The sequence below is a fragment of the Streptomyces omiyaensis genome (assembly GCF_014650895.1).
Lineage (GTDB): Bacteria > Actinomycetota > Actinomycetes > Streptomycetales > Streptomycetaceae > Streptomyces > Streptomyces omiyaensis.
The window spans coordinates 91321-106016 of record NZ_BMVV01000023.1 but is presented as its reverse complement, the minus strand read 5'-3'; the positions used below and the strand labels follow the sequence as shown (position 1 = coordinate 106016).

The following is a 14696-nucleotide window of genomic DNA, read 5'->3' as shown; positions in this document are numbered from 1 at the left end:
TTCCCGCCCGGTCCTACCGGGCGGAGTCGTCGCCGCGGCGCACTACCAGCGCCGCGTTGGATCCCATGAGCCCCCGGCTGAGGACCAGGGCCGTGCGCAGCTCGGCGGGGCGAGCGCGGGACACCACCAGATCGAGGTCGTGGCGGATGTCGAACACGTAGGGGGTGGGGGGCACCACGCCGTGCTCCATCGCGAGCACCGCCGCGGCGGTGTCCAGGACGGGCGCGCCGCAGTAGGCGCGGCCGATGCCCGTCTTGGGCGCCGTGACGGGCACGCGGGCGGCGTGCGCCCCGAGGGCGTCGGCGATCGCCAGCGCCTCGGCGCGGTCCGCCTCCGGCACGCCCAGGGCGTCGGCGAAGACGACGTCGATCTCCTCGGGGGCGCACCCGGCGTCGTCCAGGGCGACGCGGACGGCGCGGGCGAGTCCCTCCCGGGACTCCCGCCACCGGGACGCGCCGGTGAACGTGGCGCCGTGGCCGGCGACGAAGGCCCGGACGGCCGCTCCCCGGTCCCGGGCGCGCTGCTCGTCCTCCACGACGAGCATGGCGCCGCCCTCGGCGGGGACGAAGCCGCAGGCCGCGTCGGTGAAGGGACGGTAGGCGCGGTCGGGGTCCTCGACGGTGCTGAGCTCCGGGTATCCGAGCTGGCACACCACCGAGTAGGGGGCGAGGGGGGCCTCCGCCGCCCCGACGACCACGGCGCCGGTCCCGCGCCGGACGGCGCGGGCGGCGTGGGCGATGCCGTCGAGGCCGCCCGCCTCGTCGCTCGCGACCACCCCGCAGGGTCCCTTGAAGCCGCTGCGGATGGAGATCTGGCCGGTGCTCGCGGCGTAGAACCAGGCGATGGACTGGTAGGGGCCCACGAACCTGGACCCCTGGCCCCACAGCTTCTGGAGCTCGCGCTGGCCGAACTCGCCGCCGCCGGATCCGGCCGCCGTGACGACCCCGATCGAGAACGGGTCCTCCGGGACGTCGCGGGCGATGCCCGCGTCGTCGAGGGCGTGCTGGGCGGCGGCCATCGCGTAGTGGCTGAACCGGTCCGTCTGGACGAGGAAGCGCTCCTCGATCAGGTCGGAGGCCTCGAAGCCGCGCACCTCGCCCGCGACCTTGAGCGGCAGCTCCTCGCACCCCTCGCGGGTGACGCGGTCCAGGACGCCGAGTCCTTCCCGCACGGACTTCCAGTACGCGTCGGCGGACAGTCCGTTGGGGGCGACCACCCCGATGCCGGTGACGGCCACCCGTCCCGGGCGCTCAGTGCTCATCGTGTCCTCCCGGTCGGCCCCGTCAGGAGGACCGCGGACTGGAAGCCGCCGAATCCGCTGCCCACGGAGAGCACGTTCCCGAGCTTCCGGGAGCGGGCGGTGCGCGGCACGTAGTCCAGGTCGCACTCGGGGTCGGGGGTCTCGTAGTTCGCCGTCGGCGGCACGACCTGGTGCTTCAGCGCGAGCACGCAGGCCGCCACCTCGATGGCGCCGATGGCGCCCAGGGAGTGCCCCACCATGGACTTGATGGAGCTCATGGGCGTGTCGTAGGCGTGGGCGCCCAGCGACCGCTTCACCGCGGCGGTCTCGTGCCGGTCGTTCTGCCGGGTGCCGGATCCGTGCGCGTTGACGTAGTCGACGTCCGTGGGGTCGATCCGGGCCTGGTCGAGCGTGGAGTCGATCGCCCGGGACATCTCGATGCCCTCACCGGTCAGACCGGTCATGTGGTAGGCGTTGCCGAAGGTGGCGTAGCCGCCGATCTCGCAGTACACGTGCGCGCCGCGGGCCTTCGCGTGCTCGTACTCCTCCAGCACGAGGACGGCCGCGCCCTCGCCCATGACGAAGCCCTTGCGGTCGTTGTCGAAGGGCCTGGAGGCGTGCTCCGGGTCGTCGTTGTCGGGCGACGTGGCCTTGATGGCGTCGAAGCAGGCCATGGTGATCGGGGAGATCGGCGAGTCCGACGCGCCGGCGATGCAGACGTCCGCCCGGCCTTCCTGGATGGTGTGGAAGGCGTAGCCGACCGCGTCGAGGCCGGAGGTGCAGCCGGTGGAGACCGTCTGCACCGGGCCGCGGGCGCCGAAGCGCTCGGCCACGAGGGAGGCGAGGGTGCTGGGCGAGAACGCCAGGTGCAGCCGCGGCTCGGCCGCCCTGTGGTCCACGTCCCAGCGCTGTCCGCCCGCGCTGACCAGCACGTAGTCGTGTTCGAGCCGGGTGGTGCCGCCGACGGCGCTGCCGAGGGAGACGGCGATGCGCCAGGGGTCCTCCGCGGCGGTGTCGAGCCCGGCGTCCTGGACGGCCTCGTCCGCGGCGACGGCGGCGAACTGGATGTACCGGTCGGCGTGGCGGCTCAGCTCCGGCTCCAGCCCGTGGGCCGCCGGGTCGAAGTCGCACTCGGCGGCGATGCGGGAGCGCAGCCCGGCCGGGTCGAAGAGGGTGATGCCGCGGGTCGCGGTACGGCCGGCGGTGAGGAGGTCCCAGAACGCCTTCGCCCCGGTCCCGCCCGGAGCGACCACACCGATACCGGTGACGGCCACTCGCCGGGTCACTCGATTGCCCCGCTTCGCTCGGCCGCCGGTCCCGGCTCGTGGACGGTCAGGTGGGGTCCCACGGCTGCCGGTTCACCGTCCTCGGTGACTTCCGTGTCCACGTGGCCGAGGCTCGGCCGGGGCGCGAGCGGGCCGAGGTGGAAGACCATGCGGGCCTCCACGTCGCCGACGTTGCGGAAGCGGTGGCGCACGTCGATCGGGATCAGGAGCCCCTGGTCGGACCGGAGGGCGTACGTGTCGCCGTCCAGGTCCACCTCCAGCGCGCCGGAGACCACGTACACGAACTCCTCGGAGTACGGGTGGTAGTGCTCGCCGATGCGCTCGCCCGGCTGCACGATGGCCAGGCCCATGAAGCCGCTGGTGGACCCGACCGTGGCCGGGGTGAGCATGGCCCGGAGGTCGCCTCCCCGCCTGCGGTTGGGCTCGGTCTCGCTCAGGTTCACGATGTGCGGACGCTGCTTGAGCATGGTTGATACCTCCAGATGTGGCTGTGACGTGCGGGGAAGCGACCGTGGGGGGAGGCCGCGACCGGCGGTCAGGAAGTCGCCGAGCGGTCGGTGACCGGCAGCATGTCGGCGTGCGACAGGAGGCGGTTGACGTTGCGCTCCGTGTCCAGGGAGCCCTCGACGCCGATCGCGGCGCCGTCGAGCAGGTGCTCCAGCTCCGCGGGCTTGCCCTCGCCCTTCAGCCCGAGGGAGGCGAGGGCGTCGAGGTCCGGTTCGCCGACGAGGTCGATCAGGCGCACCACGATGTCGTCGCGCTGGAAGACGGTGCTGCCGTACACGGGGTTGTCCGGGTCGCTCGCCGCGTCCCTGTCCTGGTGCGCGAGCAGCCGGGCGAGCTCCGTGCCGCGGCCTTCCCTGGCCGGGTAGTAGAGCGCGTGCCGCCGCAGTCCGGCCGGGGCCGGCCGGTCCGCCACCACGTGCTGGACGGCCGGGAGCGCGGCCCGGGTGAAGAAGACGCGCGCGGAGTCCGGGTCCGTGAGGTCGCGGTCCTGCTCCAGGTAGGGGTTGATGGCCTCCTCGACCGCCCGCACCTCGGGCTGGCGGGCGACGTGCCGCAGCGCCGCGAGCAGGTCGCCCTCGACCTCCACGGCCCGCACGACGCGGTTGCCGTGCATGAAGAGCGAGGTGCGGCGGAGCCGGGTGTTCTCGTCGACCTGCGCCGAGGGGGACTCGTACCCGGAGAGGATCTCGGCGACCTTCGACTCCGAGCCCGGCTTGACGGTGAAGGTCAGGGCGTGGCGTGCCACGCCGTCGCCGACGCGGGCCTCCACCTGCGTGTCCGCGGGCGCCGTCCGCTGCGACTGGGCGGGGCTCGTCTCGCGGAGGACGCTGTAGCGCATCGACCGGGTGTCCCGGACACAGCTGTGCATGGGCTTGACGGTCTCGACGTGCTCCTCGCTGTTGACCCACGCGAGGAACGGCGGCGCGCTCTCCCACTCGCTGGTGATGAGCCACTGCGAGGGGTTCTCGATGGACTGGCACAGCTGGTCGCTGATGTGGCCGGGCACCGAGGCGACCTGCCGGCGCATGAGCTCGTACGCGTCGAGGAACTGCTGCTGCGCGCCCTCGTACAGGTCGAGCAGGAGGATCACCCGCAGCCGTGAGCCGTCGAACACCGACTGGGAGATGCGTCCCGAGGGGGCCATCCGGCACACCTCTTTCTCTTCAGTGGGAGGGGGGTGGGAACGACCCGCGTGTCCGACACGCCGTGATCGTCACGTGTCGATGGTTGACAGGAGCGCCGAGAGCGCGCGAGTCCCGTGGAGCAGGCGAGTGAACCGCGTGTCATCCGGGTGCCCCGGCACGCGGGTTCGCTCCCGAAGGACTTGAATCTGCATTCCATCCACGACTCGCGTCGCAGGTGACGCAGGAGGCGCACCATGAACGGATTCGAAGTGGCCGGCGAGGCGATCGGTCACCACACGCCCGTGCTCATCGTCGGCGGCTCGCTGGTGGGCCTCTCCACCTCGCTGTTCCTGGGGCGGCTCGGCGTGCCGCACACCCTGGTGGAGCGCCACTCGGGCACGTCGATCCACCCGCGCGGCAGGGGCAACAACGTCCGGACCATGGAGCTCTTCCGCGGTGCCGGGATCGCGGAGCCCATCCAGCGGGCCGCATCGGTCCTCGCGCACAACAACGGCATCCTGCAGGCGCCGGCCCTGGTGGGCGAGGAGGGCGAGTGGCTGTTCAAGGAGATCGACCCCGGCGGCGGGCTCGCCCGCTTCAGTCCCACCGGGTGGTGCCTGTGCAGTCAGAACGACCTCGAACCGGTGCTGCGCGCACGCGCCGGGGAGCTCGGCGGCGACCTGCGGTACTCGACGGAGCTGATGTCCTTCGAGCAGGACGCCGACGGGGTGACCGCCCGGGTCAAGAGCCGTGAGACCGGCGAGCACACCGCCATCCGGGCGCGGTACCTCGTCGCGGCGGACGGGCCGCGCAGCCCGGTCCGCGAGCTGCTCGGCATCGGCCAGAGCGGGCAGGGCGACCTGTTCCACAACGTGAGCGTCACCTTCACCTCCCGCGGGCTCGCGGGCATCGTCGGCGACCGGCGCTTCATCGTCGGCTACCTCACCAACCCGGAGGCCGAGGGCGCCCTCCTGCCGATCGACAACCAGGAGCGCTGGGTCTTCCACGCCCCCTGGCACCCCGAACGCGGCGAGACGCTGGAGGAGTTCACCGACGAGCGGTGCCGGGACCACATCCGGCGCGCCGTGGGCGCCCCCGACCTCGACGTGGAGGTCACCGGCCGGGCGCCGTGGCACGCCGCGGAGCGGATCGCCGAGCGGTACGCGGACGGCCGGGTGTTCCTCGCCGGTGACTCCGCCCACGAGATGCCGCCCACCGGGGCCTTCGGCTCCAACACCGGCATCCAGGACGCGCACAACCTCGCCTGGAAGCTCGCCGCCGTCCTGGGCGGCTGGGCGGGACCGGAGCTGCTCGCCTCCTACGACGCGGAGCGGCGGCCGGTGGCCGTGACGACGAGCGCCCGGGCCGCGGCGCGGTCCGTGGAGCACAGCCACCCCGGGTACGCCCCCGCGCCCGGCTTCGGCGCGCCCAAGGGGGGCAAGGGCGGCATCCTCAACGAGGTGCTCGGCTACCGCTATCCGCGGGGCGCCGTCCTGGGCGTCGACCCGGCGCTGCCGGTCGTGTCCGAGGGACTGCGCCTCACGGGCGAACCCGGGAGCCGGGCGCCCCACCTGTGGCTGGACCGGGCCGGCGTCCGGATCTCCACCCTCGACCTGTACGAGCGGTCCCTGGTCCTGCTGAGCTCCGAGGACGGCGCCGGCGGCTGGCACGCGGCGGCGGAGCGCGTCGCCCGGCAGCTCGCGGTGCCGCTCGACGCCCACCGGATCGGCGGCGGCCCCGACGCCGAGCTCGCGCCCGCGAGCGACGCGGACTGGGCGGAGGCCCACGGCGTCACCGCGGACGGCGCGGTGCTGGTCCGGCCGGACGGTTTCGTCGCCTGGCGGTCCGAAGGGGCGTCGGCGGATCCCGAGGCGACGCTGCGGGAGGTCCTCACGGCGCTCCTGGGCCGGGACTGACCTCCTCGGGCACACCCCACGAGGGGCGGGAACCCGGACGGTTCCCGCCCCTCGCCCGTTCGCGCGCAGCCAAGCCGCCGTTCTCCGGACCCGAAGGCACGGCTATGACCTGCGGCGATGTCAGCGGGCGCGGACGATCAAGCGCCCGAACGCGGGACATCGCGGGCGCATCTCCCGTTGCGGTGCCCACCGGGCGGGGGTCTTCTCGTGCACGGAGCACAGCACAGGTGCCGCGCGGTCCAGCCGGCCGAGAAGGCTCCGCCGAACGAGAGAAGGAAGCATGCGTCTCGCCCGTACGGGTTCCCAGCTCGCCCTGGTCCTGTCCGCCCTCGTCCTGTCCGCCCCCTCCGCCGCGGCGGCGCCCTCCGGTGACGTCCGCGTCAACCCGGGCCTCGCGGCCCCCGGCACCACCGTCACGGTCACCACCACCGCCTGCGGCACGGAGACCTACGGCAAGGGCGAATCGGTGGCGGCCGGGAAGTTCCACCTCTTCGCCGGGGACCGGCCCGGCGTCCTGGTGGGCACCTTCACGCTCCCCCTGGACGCGGCCTCCGGCACGGACACCCTGACCCTCAAGTGCCCGCCCCGCATCCAGCAGACCGTCACCTACCGGATCTCCGGGGCGCCGAACGGCGCCGTGGAGGCGGGCCTCGGCTGGGCGGCCGGCGCGGACGGAGGCGCGGACGGGGGCGGCGGCCTCCCGTACGGCCTCGGCGCGCTGCTCCTCGGCGGCGCCGCCGCGGGCGTCCTGATCGGCCGGCGCCGTCGCGCCGTCGCCGCCCGCGGCACCGCCTGAGCCGCACCCCCGCACGCCCGGCCCCGGCCCTCTCCCCCGAGGAGGTCCGGGGCCGGGGCACGTCGCCGGGCGGGGCGGGTATCGCGGTGCCGGAGACCCGCTACCGCGCTGCTCCCAGGACCGGGGCCAGGGCGGCCAGCAGACGGGCCGTGAGGTCGCGCCGCGCGGTCCCGGTGTCCGGGTGGGCGTCGTCGAAGCCCTCCCAGTCGGCCGCGAGGGCGGCCTCCTCGAACACGGCGGGGCTCAGCGGCTCGTCCGGAGGGCCCGGCCACTCGTCGGCCTCGCGCAGCACGGTCTCCAGGAGGGCGCGCGGCAGGGTGCAGCTCTCGGCGAGGAGGACCGCGTCGTACAGGTCCTTGGCCTGCGGGTACATGTCGCAGCCCAGCCACAGGAGTTTCCAGGCCAGGGACAGTTCGCGGTCCGCCGCCCGCAGGCGGACGCCCGCGACCTCGACCGGGCGGGGCGGCGTCGGGAGGCGTTCGTGGAAGACGAAGTCGAGCTGGACCTGGCCGCCGGGGAGTCCGGGGGCGGTCCACGGCAGGACCAGCCGGTGGCCGGGCACCCGCTCGTAGGTCCAGATGTACTCGGACACCGCTCCGGCCGCCGGGATCGACAGGCCCGTGCCGCGCTCCACCGCGAGGTCCTCGGCCGCGGCGGCGATGCCGTCGAGCATCGCGCGGGTCCGGGGCTCCTCGATGCGCCAGGTCTCGGGGACGACGACGAAGTCGATGTCCTTCGGGGCGCGGGCCGCCTCGCCGAACCAGGCCCCCATCAGCATGCTGCCGCGCAGCACGAGGGAACCGGCCCACGGCGACCCGGCGACGGCGGCGAGGACGAGCTCCAGCGCCGCGCGCCGGGCCGTCTGCCAGCGGGCGCGCAGCTCCGGGTCCTCGACGACCCCGTCACCGGGCCGGAAGGCCTCGTCGAAGTGCTTGAGCGCGGGGTCGAAGACCCGGTGCCGTGCCGCCACCCCGCCGACCCCCGCGGTGAGGGTGTACGGCAGCTCGTGCTTGCGGTGCACCCACGCGGCGGCGGGTTCGGTGGTGCTGTCCGGCCCGTCCGGGATGGACGGCTTGCCCTGCCTCTCGCTCATGCGGCCTCCTCCAGCCAGCCCTCGTCCCACGACAGGTCGCTGTCGGAGACCACGAACTCCCGCTCCTGCGCCACCGGTTCGTGCCCGGCGGCGACCAGGGCGGCGACGAGCGCGTCGCAGGCGCGCCCCGCCGCGTCCGCGGGTCCCGGGTGCCGCTGGGTGACGAAACGCTCGTGCCGCCCGTCCGGCCCCGGCAGCACCCGGCGCGCGTTCCAGGACACGTGCGCCCCGTGCGGCACGACGAGGTCCTCCAGCGCCGCCCGGTCGTAGCCGGCGGGCAGCGCCAGCTTCACGTGGTGCTCGTGGTAGCCCCCGCCGGGCCCCGGGGGTTCGGCGCTCCACGGCACCGTCTCCACCTTGACCCGCGCCGGCTCGAAACCGGCCTCCAGCAGCCCGGTCACCACGGCCGGGTGGGCCGCCCGGCCGCGCAGCGTCAGCATCGGCTGGACCGGTGTGCGGCCGCGCGCGAGGACGATGGTGGTGACCTTCAGCTCCCGGCCCGCCGCCCACGCGCCGAGGCGGGCCAGCTCCCCCTCGGTCCGGCACCGCACCGTCACGTGCGTCTCGAAGACGTCGTCGACCTCGTTCATCCCCGCCCCTGGAACCCCTCGTGCCTCGCCGCGAGTCTGGCAGACGAGGGGCCGGGGGCACCTCCGGGTTTCCGCCGCGGGAGCCGTAGGCTCGCAGCCGACGACGACGGGAGACCGGCATGTGGAAGCGGGCACTCGACCGGGCCGCCGCCGACCTCGCGGCGGCCGCGCCCCTCCCGGCCCTCGTGGTCCCGCCGTACCGCCCCTTCGTCCGCGCCCTCGTCGGCGTCCAGCGCCTCCGCCTCGACGCCGTGCGCCGCGCGGGCGCCTCCCTGGCGACCCGCCCCTCGGGCCCTTCGGCACCGGCGGCCGCCCTCCTGCTGCTGAGGGAGGCCGCGCGGCGGCCCCGGCGGTAGGCACGTCACGGCCGGAAGGTCCTGCCGGACCGTCCTCGAAGGCGGTCGGTCAGGGGGAGGGCCAGGCGTATTCGCTGTAGGGCGTGCCGTCGGCGATGTGCCGGAGGGCTTCGCGGAGGTAGGGGGCGGTCGGCTCGGGGACGTCCGCACGCCACGACCAGCCCTCGCACTTGTCGGGCTCGGTGTTCGTGACCCCGGTGCCCGGGTCGTCCGCCTCGAAGAAGAAGGCGACGCGGCGGCTGCCGGAGTGGGTGGAGACGTGGTGCATGAGGTGCACGAAGCGCAGCCGCTCCGGCGGGACGTCGAGTCCGGTCTCCTCGCGGAGTTCGCGGGCCGCGGCCGCGCTGGCGGGCTCGTGGTCCTCCATGAGACCGGCGGGGACCTGGTGGAGACCGGGGAACACGCGTACGGTCCCGGCGCGTCGTCCGACGAGGAGCTCGTCGCCGCGGCGGACGAGGACGTGGACGTCGGCGTAGTGGGCGGCGTCGGTGCGACCGGACTCGGCGGCCTTCTCGGGCATGGGGGTCCTCTCGGTGGCCACGGGTGGGTGGCGGACGGTGCCTGCGGGAACGTGCCGGGTGGCCCGGCGGGCGCGCGGACAGCGGGCGCCCGCCGGAGGATCCCGCGGGCCGGGCGCGGAGCGCACCTGTTTTCTTCCGGCCACACGGCCGGGTCCGTACGCCGCCGGCGCCGCGCGCGGACGGGCTCCCCGGGTGCGGCCGGCCGCGCCCGGGCGCGGGTCGCCCCCGCCCACCGGGGTCCCGCGGACCGCGAACCCGGTCGTTTCCTCAAGCCTCCCTGCTGGGCGTCATCAGGCCGGTCCACGGGCCGCTTCCGGCTCCTGGGCTCGCGGTCGGTCAGGACGTTCACTCCGGCCCCGCTCGGGCCCCGCCGCCTCCAGGCCCCGGAGAGCCCACCGGCACAAGGGGTTGATCCGCCACGGCCGCACACCGGCGCAGACGGCGCGCCGCAGGCATCCAAGGCCTCTTCCGTCTCTCCGCCGTCCCCCTCGCGGTCGCGGCCGCCGCCGTCGCCACGGCGCACGGCGGCCCGGGGGACGAGGCGGTGGACCTGTCCTCCACGACCGCGGTCCCGGACTCGCCCCCGGACCGGGGCACCGCCGCCGCACCGGCCGCGACCGGCTCCCCCGCCTCCGCCGCGAGGCCGCCCCCGCCGGGCGCCGGCGCGGCCTCGTCCACGGCGGTCCGGCGACGCCCGCCCCTCTCCCCGCCCCCGACGCCCCGGACGGCACCCCGCCCCCCGGCACCGGAAGGACGCCGGACGACGACATGAACCCGCACCTCGCGTCCCCGTACCCGGCCGCCTCCCTCTTCCCCCGCGCCGCCCGCACGCGCCTCCCCGCGCCACGGCCGCGCTCCTGGCGGCCGTGACCCTGCGCACCGACGAGGACGGCCTGGCCTTCGACGACCCCGGGAAGCCCGTCCTGACGGCGCACGCGGCCGGTCCCCGGCACGGGTGGCCGGACCGGTCGCGGGCCCGGTGCCGGTCCGCCCCGTCGCACGGGCGGACCGGCACCGGGCCCGTCCGCGCGCGAACCGTCGCACGAACCGACGTGCGACAGAACACCACTCCGGCCCGCGCATTCATCCGAACGTTCGAAATCGGACCCGCGCGAATTCGGCGGGGCCGTTCGCGCCGGCGCGAATGCGCCCCGTCGTATGTGACGGATCCGCAACAGAGCCTCCGAACGGGGGCGTCGGCCGGATCCCTCGCGGGTACCTTGACCCGGCAGGAAGAACGACACGCCTTTCCTCGGGGAGATGTGATGGACAGACGGGTCGCGGGAGGGTTAGTCGCGCTGTGCGCGCCGCTCTTCGCTTTGGCCGGTAATGTGGTGACGGCAAAAATAGACCCGCCACCTGTCGTGTGGTATTCACTCATCGGCGTGTGCGTCCTGGCTGCCGCTCCGATCGCCTTCCAGGTCTACCGGGACATGGTCCCGGGCGGCACGCCCGCCCCGCCGGTCCCGGGCGGGGCGGTGTCGCCGACAGGCGTCCGGCCGGGAGACTTCGTGGTCTTCGACGGCGGCCGCACCGGGGATTCGGGATCCGCCGTCGGATGGCTCGTGGGCTGCGGATTCGTCGGGCTGCTCTTCGGCGGGATGTTGTTCGTCAAGCGCTCCGAGAAGATCTTCGGTCCGGCGGACCAACCGAGCGTGTTCGACGAGAATCCCGCGCCCGTACTGATCGGAATCGCGCTTTACGCCATCGGGTCCCTGATCGCCGCGCTGGCCATCTGGCGCGGAAAATGGCGGGGCTCCCTCTCCGTATCCCCCTCGCAGATCGTCCTGACGTCACCCCGGAACCAGACCGTTCTGAATCGGAGCGATTTCCTCTCCGTGGAGGTCCAGAAATTCTTCATGAAGGGCTACTTCCTGGTCGCGAAGGTGCAGCCCGACTCGCCTCTCCTGACGGTCCCTCCGACCCGGTCCATGTACGACCCGAAGCGCCAGGTCATGGTCATCTGCCGGCTCACCCCCATGAACGCCGCGCCCCACGCGGTGCGCGCCGCCCTGGCGCAATGAGGAGGCACCCGCGACCGGTCGGACGACGACCGGCGTGACGCGGGAGACGGAGCCGCCTCCGCCGACGAGCACGGCGGCTCCGGCGGAGGGCGGGGCGCGGCGGACTCCGGGCGGCCCCGGGTCCCCGCCGGCGCCCACCACCGCGCACGGAGAGGGGCGACGCGAGGCGGCCGGGCCTCGCGGACGCCGGAGACGACGCCCGGAGGGGGTGCCGCGCACCTCGCCGCACGGGTCCCCCACCCGGTGCGCCCCCGCGGCCCGCACCGTGCGCGAGCGGCCCGCGTGCGCGGTCCGGACCACCGTGATCAGGCGCTTCCCGGGGCCGCGCAGGTCACTCCCCCTCCCTCTCGACGGCGAAGCTACTCACTGGTTAAGGTGCGCCGACGATCCGATGGGCAGCGATTCGAGGAGGATGCCGTGGCGGCGGAGGAACCGATGTCCGACGACGCGCGGGCGGCGTCCCCGGCCGACGCCGACGCGCTGTTCGTGCTGACCGCGTGCCTGCTGACGCCCGCGCGCTTCCCGAGCGTGCTGGGCGACGACTACCCGGCGGCCTGCGCCGCCCTCGGCCTCGAACCGTACGAGGAGGGGTACGGGCTCGTCTTCGGCCAGGACGGCCTCGGCGCCCGCTGGACGGTCGTCATCGACGACGTGTCGCTGGTCGCGGTGGCCATCGCCTCCTGGGACTGCGGGATGGCCTACGACCTCTCGCCCGACGAGGAGTCGGTGGTCGCCGGGCTGCCCGGCTGGCCGCTCGCCGTCGCCACCCGGGCCCCCGGGGTGCCCGAACCGCACGACCCCGAGCCCGAGGAGGGCGATCCCGCCCCGCTGGCGCCTCCCGCCGAGGACGCGTGGGGCGCCGCCCACCGCCGGCTCGGCGCCGACGAGGTGGCCCTGCACTGGGCCGAATGGCGGGCGCAGGTCGCGGCGGACACCGCTCCGGAACCGGCCTCCGCAGCGCCCGCTGCGGAGCAGGCCGGGGCGGGTGCGGCCGGGTCGCCGGAGCCGGCCGCGGGTGGGACGTCCGCCCTGGACGCCGTCGTGCGGCGGGCCCTGGAGGAGCTGCGCGGCTATCTGGAGACGCCGCCGCCGGTGGGCCGGATCCGGTCCGACTTCGCCGGTGAGGACGCGCGGATGATCCGCGCGGACGGTCCCGGCTGGTCGGTCGTGGCCCGCACCGACGACATGGCCTTCCTCCTGCTCGACGACCTCCCCCACGAGGTGCTGCCGGTGAACCGGAGCCCCCGGCTGCCCGCCCTCCTCGAAGGGCTCGACGCGCTGGCGGTCCGCCCCTCCTGAGACCCGGACGGCCCGGGGAACGGGCGGGGGGTCCGGGGAGCGGGCGGGGGAACCGGGGTCAGACCCGCTCCAGCGGGCGGTGCGGGCCGGCCGGCAGCTCGACGCGGATCGGGTCCCCGGGGCGCACCTCGCCGCCGGTGAGGACGACGCCCATGATCCCCGCCTTGCGGACGACCCCGCCGTCGGCGTCCCGGCCGACGACCTGCTTGAGCAGTCCGTGGCGGAAGCCGTCGATCTGGGCGCAGGGGTTGCGCAGTCCGGTGATCTCGACGACGGCCTCCGCGCCGAGGTGGAGGCGGGCACCGGTGGGCAGCGCGAGCAGGTCGACGCCGCGGGTGGTGACGTTCTCGCCGAGGTCGCCGGGGGCCACCTCGAAGCCGGCCCCGGCCACCTCGTCGAAGAGCTCGCCGTGGATGAGGTGCACCTGCCGGAGGTTGGGCTGGGTCGGGTCCTGGGCGACGCGGGACCGGTGCTTGACCGTGACGCCCGCGTGGACGTCGCCCTCCACGCCGAGGCCGGCGAGGAGCGTGATGGAGTCGCGATTGGGCTTGGTGAAGGAGTAGACGCCGTTGCTGCTGACGGTGGTGACGGTTCCGTCGCTCATGCGGGAGGCCCCCTGGCCGCTCTGTCGTGATCGGATGCGCGTGCGACCCTACTCCGGCCGTCCGGCGCGCTCCTCACGGAGGGGGGCGCCCACCTCGTGGAGGTGGCCGAGCGCCTGCCGGTAGGAGTCGACGAAGCCGGTCTCGGTGTACGGGATGCCCAGGGCGCGGCAGTGGGCGCGGACGGCGGGCTGGGCGAGCCGCAGGTGGGGACGGGGCATGGAGGGGAAGAGGTGGTGCTCGACCTGGTAGTTGAGGCCGCCGAGGAACCAGTCGGTGAGGACGCCGCCCCGGATGTTGCGGGAGGTGAGGACCTGGCGGCGCAGATGCCCCCAGCTGTCGCCGTCCTCGTGCTGGTCGGGCCGCTCCATCCCCTTGTGGTTGGGGGCGAAGGCCAGGCCGAGGTGGACGCCGAACAGCATCTGGTGGACGAGCGCGAAGACGAGGGCCTGGGCGGGCGCGAGGGCGGTGAGGAGCAGCGCCGCGTACCCGGCGAAGTGGAGCAGGAGCAGGGCGCCCTCGGTGAGGCGTTCGCGGCGGGTGCGGTAGGGGCCGTCCTTCGCCAGCAGGGCCTGGACGCCGTACAGCTTGAGCGCGAGGCCCTCCAGGGTGGTCAGCGGGAAGAAGAGCAGGGCCTGGTGGCGGGTGAGGAAGCCGCGCAGGCCGGTGCGGCCGGCGGTCTGGTGCTCGGCGAAGACGAGGACGTCGGCGGCGACGTCCGGGTCCTTGTCGAGGTGGTTGGGGTGGGCGTGGTGGCGGTTGTGCTTGTCGTTCCACCACTCACGGCTCATGCCGAGGAGGAGGTTGGCGTGGACGAGCTGGATCGCGCGTCCGGCACGGCGGTCGGCGGTGACCTGGGCGTGGCCCGCGTCGTGGGCGACGAAGGCGGCGCGGGCGGAGAGCAGCGCGAGGGGGACGGCGAGCGGCAGTGCCCACCAGGTCGGGCCCGCGAGGAGGAGGCCGGCGGCGACGGCGGCGAAGCCGAGGAGGGTGAGGGCGATGTCCCTGGCGTACCAGCCGGGACGGTGGTCGAGGAGGCCCTGGCCCTTCACCGTGCGCAGGAGCGGGGAGAACTCGCTGCCGCCGCCCCGCGTCCGGGCGGCGGGCGCCGGGGCGGGGGCGAGGGCGGTGGCCTGGGGCATGGGAGGGCTCCGGCTTCTGTGAGGCGGGCGGTGGCGGTCCGCGGGAAGGCGCGGCGGCGGTACCCACCGTAGGAATGCGCGACCCCCCGGAACCATGGCGTCACCACCCGGCCGGGGGCGGGGGCCGTCCGGGGCCGGGGGGTGGGGCCTTCCCCACCCCGAGGCACCCGGGCGGCGCACATGTGTCGGGGGTCACGCCC

At 74.9% G+C, this 14696-nt stretch carries 14 protein-coding genes; 5 read left to right on the top strand and 9 right to left on the bottom strand.

Annotated elements, in window-relative coordinates:
• Positions 1–13 precede the first annotated feature (13 nt).
• The 4 genes from IE287_RS29605 to IE287_RS29590 all read right to left on the bottom strand — a co-directional run bounded on the left by IE287_RS29605 (position 14) and on the right by IE287_RS29590 (position 4177).
• Positions 14–1261, bottom strand: a complete 1248-nt coding sequence (locus IE287_RS29605) for a ketosynthase chain-length factor (RefSeq protein ID WP_189852292.1) — start codon at positions 1259–1261, stop codon at positions 14–16.
• Complete coding sequence (locus IE287_RS29600; RefSeq protein WP_189852291.1) at positions 1258–2526, bottom strand: beta-ketoacyl-[acyl-carrier-protein] synthase family protein; 1269 nt, start codon at positions 2524–2526, stop codon at positions 1258–1260. The genes IE287_RS29605 and IE287_RS29600 overlap by 4 nt, the downstream gene beginning before the upstream one ends.
• Complete coding sequence (locus IE287_RS29595; protein WP_189852290.1) at positions 2523–2993, bottom strand: cupin domain-containing protein; 471 nt, start codon at positions 2991–2993, stop codon at positions 2523–2525. The genes IE287_RS29600 and IE287_RS29595 overlap by 4 nt, the downstream gene beginning before the upstream one ends.
• Positions 2994–3061: 68 nt before the next feature.
• On the bottom strand, positions 3062–4177 hold the full coding sequence (locus IE287_RS29590; RefSeq protein ID WP_189852289.1) for a SchA/CurD-like domain-containing protein: 1116 nt from the start codon (positions 4175–4177) through the stop codon (positions 3062–3064).
• Between the two features lie 234 nt (positions 4178–4411).
• Here IE287_RS29590 and IE287_RS29585 point away from each other — a divergent pair, with 234 nt between their 5' ends.
• Together IE287_RS29585 and IE287_RS29580 are read left to right on the top strand one after the other, a co-directional pair.
• Positions 4412–6073, top strand: coding sequence for an FAD-dependent oxidoreductase (locus IE287_RS29585; protein WP_189852288.1), 1662 nt, complete (start codon positions 4412–4414; stop codon positions 6071–6073).
• A gap of 280 nt (positions 6074–6353) precedes the next feature.
• Positions 6354–6869, top strand: a complete 516-nt coding sequence (locus IE287_RS29580) for a sortase (protein ID WP_189852287.1) — start codon at positions 6354–6356, stop codon at positions 6867–6869.
• Between the two features lie 100 nt (positions 6870–6969).
• On the opposite strand, the gene IE287_RS29575 is transcribed toward IE287_RS29580, so the two are convergent.
• The gene (locus IE287_RS29575) at positions 6970–7962 is read right to left on the bottom strand and encodes a nucleotidyl transferase AbiEii/AbiGii toxin family protein (RefSeq protein ID WP_189852286.1); all 993 of its coding nucleotides are present in this window, start codon (positions 7960–7962) and stop codon (positions 6970–6972) included.
• The gene (locus IE287_RS29570; protein WP_189852285.1) at positions 7959–8552 is read right to left on the bottom strand and encodes a hypothetical protein; all 594 of its coding nucleotides are present in this window, start codon (positions 8550–8552) and stop codon (positions 7959–7961) included. The genes IE287_RS29575 and IE287_RS29570 overlap by 4 nt, the downstream gene beginning before the upstream one ends.
• A gap of 119 nt (positions 8553–8671) precedes the next feature.
• Here IE287_RS29570 and IE287_RS29565 point away from each other — a divergent pair, with 119 nt between their 5' ends.
• Positions 8672–8908, top strand: coding sequence for a hypothetical protein (locus IE287_RS29565; RefSeq protein WP_189852284.1), 237 nt, complete (start codon positions 8672–8674; stop codon positions 8906–8908).
• Positions 8909–8957: 49 nt separating this feature from the next.
• Here IE287_RS29565 and IE287_RS29560 read toward each other — a convergent pair whose 3' ends face one another.
• Positions 8958–9449 (bottom strand): NUDIX domain-containing protein, encoded by a 492-nt coding sequence (locus tag IE287_RS29560; protein ID WP_189852283.1) that lies wholly within the window; start codon positions 9447–9449, stop codon positions 8958–8960.
• Positions 9450–10694: 1245 nt separating this feature from the next.
• Between IE287_RS29560 and IE287_RS29555 the strand changes: the two genes are divergently transcribed.
• Together IE287_RS29555 and IE287_RS29550 are read left to right on the top strand one after the other, a co-directional pair.
• The gene (locus IE287_RS29555; protein WP_189852282.1) at positions 10695–11453 is read left to right on the top strand and encodes a hypothetical protein; all 759 of its coding nucleotides are present in this window, start codon (positions 10695–10697) and stop codon (positions 11451–11453) included.
• A gap of 435 nt (positions 11454–11888) precedes the next feature.
• Positions 11889–12752, top strand: a complete 864-nt coding sequence (locus IE287_RS29550; protein WP_189852281.1) for a hypothetical protein — start codon at positions 11889–11891, stop codon at positions 12750–12752.
• A gap of 58 nt (positions 12753–12810) precedes the next feature.
• Here IE287_RS29550 and IE287_RS29545 read toward each other — a convergent pair whose 3' ends face one another.
• Together IE287_RS29545 and IE287_RS29540 are read right to left on the bottom strand one after the other, a co-directional pair.
• Entirely contained in the window at positions 12811–13356 is a 546-nt protein-coding gene (locus IE287_RS29545) for an MOSC domain-containing protein (protein WP_189852280.1), read from the bottom strand.
• Between the two features lie 48 nt (positions 13357–13404).
• The gene (locus IE287_RS29540) at positions 13405–14496 is read right to left on the bottom strand and encodes an acyl-CoA desaturase (protein ID WP_189852279.1); all 1092 of its coding nucleotides are present in this window, start codon (positions 14494–14496) and stop codon (positions 13405–13407) included.
• Between the last annotated feature and the right edge of the window lie 200 nt (positions 14497–14696).